This window comes from Pseudomonas sp. PvP027 (assembly GCF_017833005.1).
GTDB lineage: Bacteria > Pseudomonadota > Gammaproteobacteria > Pseudomonadales > Pseudomonadaceae > Aquipseudomonas > Aquipseudomonas congelans.
Genome location: NZ_JAFIBK010000001.1, coordinates 2,707,034 through 2,717,967, shown reverse-complemented (window position 1 = coordinate 2,717,967; position 10,934 = coordinate 2,707,034). Strand labels below are relative to the sequence as shown.

The window sequence follows — 10,934 nt, the reverse complement described above, 5'->3', positions numbered from 1 at the left end:
GGCCTTCAGTGACATTTCAGCGCGTCGAGCCAATCCGTGGTCATTACGCTATAATCCCGCCCTTTAGCTGCCCTCAGCCCGCTGTGCGGGGGCACACCTTTTCTCGGGCGCCCTGCGCCTGCATGCAGACTAAAGAGGCTAGACACTAGTGGCATTGACGATCCTTGGCCTGTCCGGCGCCCTTAGCCATGATCCTTCCGCAGCGCTTTATATCGACGGCAAGCTGATAGCAGCGGCCGAAGAAGAGCGCTTCGTTCGTGACAAGCACGCAAAGAACCGCATGCCCTACGAGTCAGCGAAGTTCTGTCTGGAACAGGCAGGCATCAAGCCTTCGGACGTCGACGTGGTCGCGATTCCGTTCGCCCCGATCAGCCTGTTCGGCAAGGCCCGCTGGCATTACGCCAAGCGTTACTGGTACGCGCCGGATCGCGCCCTTGATGCGCTGCTGATGGGCAATCGCCGTTACAAGCGCTACCGCAACAAGATCGTCTGGTGCCTCGAGCAACTGGGCTTCGATCCGAAAAAGATCAAGATCGAGCCGGTCGAGCACCACCTGGCCCACGCTTCCAGCGCTTACCACTGCTCCGGTTTCACCGAGAAAACCGCGATCATGGGTATCGACGGCAAGGGTGAGTACGCCACGACCTTCTTCGGCTATGGCGAAAACGGCAAGATCCACAAGATCAAGGAATTCTTCGATCCGGACTCGTTGGGCGGCCTGTACGGCGCGATTACCGAGTTCCTCGGTTTCGAGATGCTCGACGGCGAATTCAAGGTCATGGGCATGGCGCCGTACGGCGATGCCAGCAAGTATGACTTTTCGCGTCTGGCGACCTTCGAGAATGGCGAGCTGATCATCAATACCGAGCTGGCCAACGTCATCGGCCTGCGTCGCTATAAAGAGAACGGCAAGGGCTTCTACTTCTCGCCGAAGCTGATCGAATGGCTCGGCCCGAAACGCGTTGGCGACGTGGCCGACGAGCCCTACATTCACTACGCCGCAAGCATGCAGGCGCTGTTCGAAAAGCTCGCGCTGCAGATGATGGATCACTACCTGGGTGACATCCTCAAGGAAACCGGCAAGATCGCTTTCGCCGGTGGCTGTGCGCTGAACGTCAAACTGAACCAGCGCATCATCGCCCGTCCTGAAGTCAAAGAGTTGTTCGTGCAGCCTGCGTCCGGCGATGCCGGTACGGCGGTGGGCGCTGCGGCCTATGTATCGCACGCCCGCGGTGTGCCGGTCGAGAAGATGGAACACGTCTACCTCGGCCCTGCGTACAGCAACGAAGACGTGATTGCAGCCTGTGCCCGTCACCCGAGCAAGCCGGTCTGGCGCCAGATCGACAACACGCCGGAGCGGATTGCCGAGATCATGGTCAAGGGCAACCCCGTTGCCTGGTTCCAGGGGCGCATGGAGTTCGGTCCGCGCGCACTGGGCGGTCGCTCCATCATCGGTTGCCCGAGCGTGACCGGCGTGGCCGACCGCATCAACCATCAGATCAAGTTCCGCGAGCGCTGGAGGCCTTTCTGCCCGTCGATGCTCGACACTGTCGCCCCGCAGATGATCAAGATCGATCACCCGGCGCCGTTCATGACCTTCACGTTCGAAGTGGCCGAAGAGTGGAAAACCCGCGTTCCGGAAGTCGTCCATGAAGACGGCACCTCCCGTGCGCAGGTGCTCAAGCGCGAATACAACCCGCGCTATTACGACATGATGAAAGCGCTGGAAAACCTGACCGGCAATGGCGTGTCCCTGAACACCTCGCTGAACCGCCGTGGCGAACCGATGATCTGCTCGCCGACCGATGCGCTGAACATGTTCTTCGGCTCGGACCTCGAGTACCTGATCATGGAAGACATCCTGGTGGTAAAAGAGGGCGTCGAGGCTTATGACACGCTCGGTTGAACGTCACGTACTGCAGTTCTGTCACGGCTATGACGGGCCGTTTCTGGACTGCGCACGGCAATACGCCAGCCTGTTCGCCGGCAAGGGCTACCGGGTAACGACGGTGTTTCTGACCGGCGCCGCCGACCCGGAAGTCGTCGCCGACTGCGGTTCGGACGAAGTGCTGTTCATGGAGTACAGCTCCAGTGCCATTCGTGGCCTGAAGCTGGGCGCCATCCGTGACCTGCGCAGGATCGCGGCGACGCGCTCGTTCAGCTTTTGCATCGCGCACCGCTTCAAGCCGGTGTACATCGCCCTGCTGGCGACGAAGTTGCCGGTGATCGGTGTGCACCATGCGTTCGGCGATTACCGCCGGCGCAGTCGCAAGCTGTTCGCCAACCTGTTTCGCAAGCGCCTGAGCCTGCTCGGTGTTTCCGACGCGGTTCGCGACGACATGCGCAGCAGCCTGCCCAAATGGCCGGCCGAGCGCATTCAGACCCTGTACAACCGGATCGATGTCGAGCAACTGCAGGGCAGTCAGTTTTCTGCTGAAGACGCCCGCGCAGAGCTGGGCCTGTCGGCGTCGGCCTGGATCGTCGCCAATGTGGGACGTCTGCATCCCGACAAGGATCAGGCCACGCTGTTGCGCGGTTTTGCCGAAGCGCTGCCCGATCTTCCCGAGAACAGCCAACTGGTGATTCTCGGCAAGGGCCGCCTGGAAGAAAACCTCAAGGCGCTGGCGCTGGAGCTGGGCATCGGCCCGCAGGTGCTTTTCCTCGGGCAAGTGCCTGACGCGCGGCGCTACTTCAAGGCCTTCGATGTGTTCGCCTTGAGCTCGGACCATGAACCGTTCGGCATGGTCCTGCTGGAAGCGATGGTCGCCGGTGTACCGCTGGTTGCAACCTCATGCGGCGGCGCTAAGGAAGTGGTCGAAGACGTTGGCCTGCTGTTCCCGCTCGGTGACGTGCATAGCCTGGCACATGGCCTGGTGCACATGGCTGGCCTGGATGCCGAACAACGTCAGGACTGTGCCGAGCGCATGCTGTTGCGCTTGCGCGAACGCTTCTCCGATCACGCGGTACGTAATGTCTTCTGGCGTCTGCCACAAGTCTCCAGCCTGACAGCGGGGGCCTGATGCTCAATCGATTCAAGGGCTGGCGCGAGCGTGGCTGGGTGCAGATCGATGCGGCTGCCTACGAGCAGGCCTGGCAGCGGTTTGGCGGCAGCGTCGCCACTCATCCGCTGGTGGTTGCGCGCCTGTCTGCCTTTTCCGGCATCGCTGTGCGTTATCTGGCCTGGGAGCAGGGCGGTGAAGTGAAGGCCGCTATTGCCACCTGGGGGCGCTCGCTGGCGCTGTCCAAGGACGAACTCAAGCGTCACGGCAAGAAAGGGCTGTTCGATCTGGGTAATGCCGAGCTGATTCTGCCGGTGGCCGACGATATCGAGGTGCCGGTCCGGCATCGTGCCCGCTATGTGTCCTCGCTCAACGGAGGCCGCATCAGTACCTTCAAGCCACAGACCGAATCCCTGGCGATGGCGCGCACGCCTGAAGAACTGTCCAAGAAGTTTCGTTACAACCAGCGTCGTGAGCTTCGTTTGCTGGAGGAGGCCGGCGGTACGGTAAGGCCTGTCAGCGAGTTCAGCAGCACCGAACTGGCGAGTATGTACTGCGATCTGTTTCAGCGTCGCTGGGGCTTCGAAGCGACCGGCGCCCGGCACAAGGCCGAGGTCATCGAGCTGTTGCGCGATCTGCTGATCGGTTCGGTGGTGTTTCTCAACGATGCGCCGATTGCCATTCAACTGGTGTATCGCGTCGAAGCGCCGCAGTGGGTCAGCATCGAGTACGTCAACGGCGGTGTTGATCCGGAAACCCGTGATTTCAGTCCGGGCAGCGTGCTGAGCTTCGTCAATACCCAGTCCGCCTGGGAGAACGCCCGCGCACTGGGCAAATCACTGCGTTTTTCCTTCGGTCGTGCCGACCGCGAGTACAAGGACCGATGGTGCAACCCCGTTCCGGTGTTCCAGATTTGAGTCGCAAGCAGCAATTGCTCAAGCGCCATCGCCGTAACAAGCGGCTGGCGTTGCTGGGTGGGCTGCTCCTGTTGATTGCTGTTGGCGTGCTGGTGGCCTGGTGGCTGGCCCCGGTGCTGGCCGTGTGCGCATGGGTCGCTCATGAGGCCTGGTTCGCCGATCATCTGTTCTATTCGCCGTCTGACGACTACCAGTACAACTTTGCTGCCGACAGCGAAGTGCCGGGCGTCCGCCTGGACGGCGGCACGTTGCTGATCGACCCCGCCGTGCAACTGAACGGCGACGAAACGCTGATACTGGCGCTGACGGTCAAAAGCACCTGGCTCGGACGTTTTCTCGATCCGGTGGTCGAGCTGCAAGGTCAGGGCATGAACGACCGGCAGGCATTCGAGCGCGGCGTCTGCGGTGTGCGTTATCTGAACCTGACCGGGCTTGCCGAGCCGCTGGCCGCAGGTGTGCTGAAACTGCGCGGGCGTTGCTGCCGTCTTGCCGGTACGCCACGGCTCTGGCTGTTTCGCCAGCCGGATGCGCGAAAACAGCGTGTCATGGTCATCGCACCGCACGCCGATGATGCCGAGCTGGCCGCGTTCGGGCTTTATAGCCAGGCCGAGGAGGCGTGGATCATCACGCTGACCGCCGGTGAGATCGAGGCCGAGCATTATCGGCAGATGGGCATGGAGCGTGCCGAAGCCGCACGCATGAAAGGCCGCTTGCGGGCCTGGGACAGTATCGCGGTGGCGCGATGGGGCGGGGTGCCCGAGTCGCAGTGTGTGCAACTGGGCTATTTCTGCCTGCAACTGCCTGCCATGCAGGCTGCGCCGGATACGCCAGTGGGCTCGCGGGAGGCGGATCTGACCGATACCCGCCTGTTCCGCCAGTTCAATACCCTGCCATTGCCCGGCGACAACGGTCAGCCGACCTGGAATAACCTGCTCGCCGACCTGCGCGCGCTGATTCTCAAGGCCAGGCCACAGGTTGTGGTGATGCCGCATCCTGCCATCGACCCCCATCCCGATCACATCTGCGCCCAGGCTGCAGTGCGCGAAGCCTTGCTCGGGCTCGAATGGCAGCCGGACGTGGTACTCGGTTATGCCAATCACCTGCACGACAACGACCGCTGGCCGATGGGCGATGCCTACAGCGGCATCAGCCTGCCACCGGTATTCGATGCCGCGTTGCCGCTGGTGCCGTACAGCCTTCAATTGTCGGTTGCCGCGCAACGTGACAAGGCCATGGCACTGGGCATGATGCATGACCTGCTGCCACCGATGCCGTTCAAGCGCCGTGTGCGCCGTGCGCTGCAGCGTATTCTGGCCGGTCGCCACTGGCCGGCCGAGGGCGAAAACGAATTCTTCCGCAAGGCGGTGCGACGACACGAGTTGTTCTGGTGCAGCCGTGATCTCTGATTCAGCAGGCGCAGTACTGCAAGGAAAACCATGAAAGTTCTACTGCTGGTCCAGAAAGAGCAGCGTGCGATTCTGGACCGTCTCTACGACGGCATCGCCGCACATTGTGAATGCGAAGTGCGCTGGCTGAGCTCTGTGGAGCAACGCAACCTGCGTGGCTATTTCCGTCGCGAGGTGGACGTCAGCCGCTATGACCGGATCGTGTTTTTCCTGCGTTTCAAGCAGGAAGTGCGTCAGGTCGGGTTCATCCGCACGATTCCTAATCTGGTCATCCTCGAACACGATGCCTACCAGAACTACATCCCGTGCAAATACACCGGCAAGTTCAGCGCGCACTACCGCAAGCTGCCCTGGGCGCGGGTGATCTGTTCGGGGTTCATGGTCAGCGAGCGTCTGCGTCAGGAAGGTTTCGACGCCGTGTTCGTGCCCAAGGGCTATGACCAGAGCCTGTTGCAGTTGCAGTCACGCGAGCGTGACATCGAACTGGCCTTCGTGGGCAGCACCAACAGCGTTGCGTACAGCGGTCGCAAGGCGTTGCTGGACGAGTTGGGTCAGGTCGAGAATCTGCTCGTCACGCGAACCAAGTCCGGCGAAGAGTATTGCGACACCCTGAACCGCATCCGTTTTTTCGTCAGTGCCGACGTGGGCATGGGCGAGTACATGATCAAGAATTTCGAGGCCATGGCGTGCGGCTGCGTGCTGCTTGCCTTCGATCAGGGTGCTGAGGAAAACCGCGCGCTGGGCTTTGTCGACATGCACAACATCGTGCTCTATCGCGATATTCCCGAGCTTCGCGAAAAGCTGGCGAAATTGCGCGATAACGTCACACTGGCCAGTGAAATATCCTGTAATGGGCAGACTTTGGTCGAGGAACGCTTTACATTCCATGCCCTTGGAAAAGCCATCGTGGACGCCATGCATGCGCCACTGCGCAGCATGCCGGCGGCGAGCTGGATCGATCGCCTGCGGTCACGATTGGGATGGTAGGGAATTATGAATATTCAATGATTGGGAACGAATGATGGTATTCAGCGAAAACAGCGACATTACGCTGGTCGTCACCAGTTGTGGTCGATTCGACCTGTTGAAGCGCACCCTGGAAACGTTCGACCATTTCAACACTGCGCCCATACGCCACGTGCTGATTACCGAAGACTCCGGCGATGACCGGGTTCAGGCCTGCATTCCCGAACACTGGCACCCGCATACGCGCTTTATCATCAACAACCCCAAGCTGGGGCAGATGCGCTCTGTCGATGCGGCCTATTCGCTGATCGAAACGTCCTGGGTGTTCCATTGCGAAGACGACTGGGATTTCTACCGTCCGCACTTCATCGAAGAGTCGATGACGCTGCTGGAACACGACCCCCAGGCCTTGCAGGTCTGGTTGCGCAGCTACAATCACGATCTGCGCATTCACAGCCCTTACGTTTACCTGAACGAGCGTGAAGTGGTAGAAGGCATCCCGTTTTATAAACTGGGCTCGCACAAGCCGGAATGGCAGGGTTTTTCCTTCAATCCCGGGCTGCGTCGCCTGGCTGATTACCAGCAGCATGCGCCTTATGCCGGGCACGGTGGCGAGAAGAAACTTTCACAATTATTCGCTGCGCAAAACCGTTACGCTCTGATTCTGGAAAATGATGCCGTGTTGCACACCGGGTTTGGTGAGCACGTGGAGGTGCCGCAGGAGCGGCTTGACAAACAGCGTCGCAAACGTCGGGATCGCGTCAAGCTGCTCGTCGCTGTGCTCGCTGGCCTAATAGCAGGTTGGTTGCTTAATAATGTCAGTTGACCCGATAAGAGTACCCGGCAGCAAAGTACAGCAGTACTTCACGGCTGCCATCGTCATCTTCCTGCTGAGTTTCATCCTCAACCCTTCGGCCAAGATCACCAACAATCTGTTTTACGCATTAACGGCGCTGCCGGGCTTTTTCTTCCTGATCAAGTACCGCGGTGCTGGCGTGTTTGCCAAGCCCCTGGGCATTGCGTGGGCGGTGTTCATGGCGTGCTTTCTGGTCCCTGCGCTACAGGCGCAGGAGTTCCAGTATTACAAGCACATCATCTACGTCAGTCTGTTTGTCTTTGTCGTGGCCGCGATTACCGATAGCGGTTTCTTCAGGCGCGGCGTATTCGTGCGCAGCATGTTCTGGGCGCTATGCCTGTACATCCTGCTCAGCAGCATTCGCAGCTGGGTGACCGGGCAGTTCGAGTTCGGCCAGCGTGTGGCGATTCTGCCGGGGCGAATGGAGAACGTGATCTACGCCAGTGCCTGGCTGGTCTGCAGCCTTGCGTTGGCCATGCCGCTGTGGGCAAGAGAGCGTCGCTGGATCGAGGCTGTCTGCGCCGTTCTCGCTACCCTGGTGATAACCGCCTTTGTCGTGCAGACGCGTACTGCGCTGGTGGGCTGTGCCGTTCTGTTTGCCGTCTGCACCGCCTATTCGCTGTACCGTTCTCCGCTGCGCACGATAGTGGGCTTACTGGCGCTGGGCGTCGTGGCGGCGGCAACCTTCTGGTTCGTCAAGGATGAGCAGTGGGTCGCCCTGCTGATGGTCAGGGGTGATTCCTACCGCATCGAGCTGTTTGAAATCATGACCGGTGAATGGCGTCGCTGTGGCTGGATGCTAGGCTGCGGTGTCGATTTCTACACGACCCAGACGCTGACGGGCGGGGTACCGATCCAGCACCCGCACAATATTTTCGTTTCGCTGGGGCTGTATACCGGCGCGGCTTCGCTGGTGATGTTTCTGGTCGTGATGGCGATGACGCTGTGGGACGCCTTGCGCAACGGCGATGCCTGGGGGCTTTACCTGTTGTGCGCGCTGGTCATGCTCAACTTCGACGGCGCCCAGCTGGTCGGTAATCCAGACGAACTCTGGGTGCTGGTGCTGTTACCTGCGACCATGGTGCTCGGGCGAGTGGTGCAGACGCATCGGCTCAGGCAGCAGCAATAGCATCAAAAAATGGCCGCTTCGAAAGCGGCCATTTTTATGGGGCGGGTTATTGAACAGCCTGAGCCAGTTCAGAGGTGTCGCAGAGGGTCTGAGCGCTCATGTAGCCATCGAGGAAGGCCGGGTTGCCGTTGTCCAGCAGCCATTGGCGGTCCTCCTGATAGCGCAGCATGTGCTTGAAATTGCGCAAGCGAAGGCTTTTGCGCAATGCACGGCGATAGGTTTTCATGTCGGCAATGTCAATCAGGCCGAGGCTGCCTTCCGGCGTAAGGATCACATTGCCAAGATGAGCCGAGCGAAAGTAGATGCCTTTTTCGTGCAAGCCGGCGATGAAGCTTCCCAGTTGCCTGCGCAGCTTGTCGTCGGCAATCGCACTGCCCAGCAGCTGGCGCAAGGTGTAGCCGGCCAGCGGGTCATAATGTACGGCGTCGCGCTCGATCTCGGCGATGCGGCTTACCGTGAGTATCCGTGGGCAGGGAATGCTGCGTTCGGCCAGCGTTTCACAGTTGTCTGCGAAACGCTGCGCGTAGGGGTACCAGGCTGCGGAGCTGACTAGGCGTTTGCGCCGAAACAATTTCAGCATGGAGCCGTCACGCAGACGGAGTACCTTGTCGCCCGTGCCGTCGGCTTCAAGTACTTCGGCACCTTGAACCAGTTCAAGGTAATGGGCGTGGTCAAGCGCTTGCATCGATACTCCGGTTTTTACGCCCTTGGGAACGGACGAGCCGCCTATGTTACCGCAGCAGGCAGCCGCGAAAACCGCTGTGATACAATTCGGCCTCTTTTTAACACGACGGATTCTCATGACAACCTCCGAATCGTCCACAACCTCCAGCGTGAAAATCTATTTCCGCCTGTTGTCTTATGTGCGTCCGTATGTGGGCATTTTCCTGCTCAGCATCATTGGTTTCGTGATCTTCGCTTCGACCCAGCCGATGCTCGCCGGCATCCTGAAATATTTCGTCGATGGCCTGACCAATCCCGAAGCGGTGCTGTTTCCCAATGTCCCTTATCTGCGCGAGTTGCAGCTGCTGCAGGCCGTGCCACTGCTGATCGTGCTGATCGCCGCGTGGCAGGGGCTGGGTTCCTTTCTGGGCAACTATTTCCTGGCCAAGGTTTCCCTTGGGCTGGTGCATGACCTGCGGGTCGAGCTGTTCAACAAGCTGCTGGTGTTGCCCAATCGTTACTTCGACACGACCAATTCCGGTCATCTGATCTCGCGCATCACCTTCAACGTCACAATGGTGACCGGCGCTGCGACCGATGCCATCAAGGTGGTTATCCGCGAAGGCCTGACCGTGGTGTTCCTGTTCATCTATCTGCTGATGATGAACTGGAAGCTGACGCTGGTCATGCTCGCGATCCTGCCGTTGATTGCCGTCATGGTCGGCACCGCGAGCAAGAAATTCCGCAAGCAGAGCAAGAAAATTCAGGTGGCAATGGGCGATGTCACGCATGTTGCCTCGGAAACCATTCAGGGCTATCGCGTAGTCCGCAGCTTCGGTGGCGAGTCCTACGAGCAGGCGCGCTTTGCTCAGGCCAGCAACAGCAACACCAAGAAGCAGCTGCGCATGACCAAGACCGGCGCTATCTACACGCCGATGCTGCAATTGGTGATCTACAGTGCCATGGCGGTGCTGATGTTCCTCGTGCTGTTCCTGCGTGGTGAGGCGACTGCGGGTGATCTGGTTGCCTATATCACCGCTGCGGGCCTGCTGCCCAAGCCGATTCGTCAGCTGTCGGAAGTCAGTTCGACGATCCAGAAAGGCGTTGCCGGTGCAGAAAGCATTTTCGAACAGCTGGATGTGGAAGAGGAAGTCGACACCGGCACCATCGAGCTTGATCGCGTGACCGGCCATCTCGAGGTGAAGAACCTCAGCTTTTTCTACCCGCAGACCGAGCGTCAGGTGTTGAACGACATCAGCTTCTCCGCCGCGCCGGGGCAGATGATTGCCCTGGTGGGACGCTCCGGCAGCGGCAAGTCGACCCTGGCTAATCTGATCCCGCGTTTCTACGGGCATGACATGGGCAACATCCTGCTCGATGGCGTCGAAATCAACGATTATCGCTTGCGTAACCTGCGCAGGCACATCGCTCAGGTCAATCAGAACGTCACACTGTTCAACGACTCGATTGCCAACAACATTGCCTACGGCGATCTGGCCGGTGCGCCGCGTGCCGACATCGAAGCGGCTGCCGCTGATGCGTACGCCAAGGAGTTCATCGACCAGTTGCCGCAGGGGTTCGATACCCAGGTGGGCGAAAACGGTGTGCTGCTGTCCGGCGGTCAACGGCAGCGTCTGGCCATTGCCCGCGCGCTGCTCAAGAACGCTCCGTTGCTGATTCTCGACGAAGCCACCTCGGCGCTGGACACCGAGTCCGAGCGTCACATTCAGGCGGCGCTGGACCACGTCATGAAGGGCCGTACCACGCTGGTCATCGCCCACCGCCTTTCGACCATCGAAAAGGCCGACCTGATTCTGGTCATGGATGCCGGGCAGATCGTCGAACGCGGTACGCACTCAGAGCTGCTGGCGCAGAACGGCTATTACGCCCGCCTGCATGCCATGGGGCTGGACGAGCCTGCTCCTGTCGGCGCGGTCTGACCTCTTCTTCACCGGGCGGGCCCACGCGGTCCGTCTGCCTTCGGGCGGCGTGATTCAA

The 10,934-nt window shown here is 60.0% G+C and carries 9 protein-coding genes; 8 read left to right on the top strand and 1 reads right to left on the bottom strand.

The features are described from left to right. Positions 1-148 precede the first annotated feature (148 nt). From JOE33_RS11445 to JOE33_RS11415, 7 genes are read left to right on the top strand one after another with little or no spacing between them, the layout of a single operon-like run. Positions 149-1,906, top strand: coding sequence for a carbamoyltransferase (locus tag JOE33_RS11445; RefSeq protein ID WP_032615454.1), 1,758 nt, complete (start codon positions 149-151; stop codon positions 1,904-1,906). Next, positions 1,890-3,020, top strand: coding sequence for a glycosyltransferase (locus tag JOE33_RS11440; RefSeq protein ID WP_032615453.1), 1,131 nt, complete (start codon positions 1,890-1,892; stop codon positions 3,018-3,020). Before JOE33_RS11445 ends, JOE33_RS11440 begins: the two co-directional genes overlap by 17 nt. Next, positions 3,020-3,916: an antimicrobial resistance protein Mig-14 gene (locus tag JOE33_RS11435; RefSeq protein ID WP_187625041.1), complete on the top strand. Its 897-nt coding sequence runs from the start codon at positions 3,020-3,022 to the stop codon at positions 3,914-3,916. The genes JOE33_RS11440 and JOE33_RS11435 overlap by 1 nt, the downstream gene beginning before the upstream one ends. Then, positions 3,913-5,322 (top strand): PIG-L family deacetylase, encoded by a 1,410-nt coding sequence (locus JOE33_RS11430; RefSeq protein WP_187625042.1) that lies wholly within the window; start codon positions 3,913-3,915, stop codon positions 5,320-5,322. Before JOE33_RS11435 ends, JOE33_RS11430 begins: the two co-directional genes overlap by 4 nt. Before the next feature lie 30 nt (positions 5,323-5,352). Then, positions 5,353-6,309 (top strand): glycosyltransferase, encoded by a 957-nt coding sequence (locus JOE33_RS11425; protein WP_032615449.1) that lies wholly within the window; start codon positions 5,353-5,355, stop codon positions 6,307-6,309. Between the two features lie 31 nt (positions 6,310-6,340). Beyond that, positions 6,341-7,114 carry a glycosyltransferase family 2 protein gene (locus JOE33_RS11420; protein ID WP_054994356.1) on the top strand — a complete coding sequence of 258 codons (774 nt, stop codon included), beginning with the start codon at positions 6,341-6,343 and terminating at the stop codon, positions 7,112-7,114. Continuing rightward, positions 7,104-8,273: an O-antigen ligase domain-containing protein gene (locus JOE33_RS11415; protein ID WP_187625043.1), complete on the top strand. Its 1,170-nt coding sequence runs from the start codon at positions 7,104-7,106 to the stop codon at positions 8,271-8,273. The genes JOE33_RS11420 and JOE33_RS11415 overlap by 11 nt, the downstream gene beginning before the upstream one ends. A gap of 46 nt (positions 8,274-8,319) precedes the next feature. On the opposite strand, the gene JOE33_RS11410 is transcribed toward JOE33_RS11415, so the two are convergent. After that, complete coding sequence (locus JOE33_RS11410) at positions 8,320-8,958, bottom strand: toluene tolerance protein (RefSeq protein ID WP_187625044.1); 639 nt, start codon at positions 8,956-8,958, stop codon at positions 8,320-8,322. Positions 8,959-9,073: 115 nt separating this feature from the next. Here JOE33_RS11410 and msbA point away from each other — a divergent pair, with 115 nt between their 5' ends. Further along, positions 9,074-10,876, top strand: a complete 1,803-nt coding sequence (gene msbA / locus JOE33_RS11405) for a lipid A export permease/ATP-binding protein MsbA (RefSeq protein WP_010440415.1) — start codon at positions 9,074-9,076, stop codon at positions 10,874-10,876. Positions 10,877-10,934 lie beyond the last annotated feature (58 nt).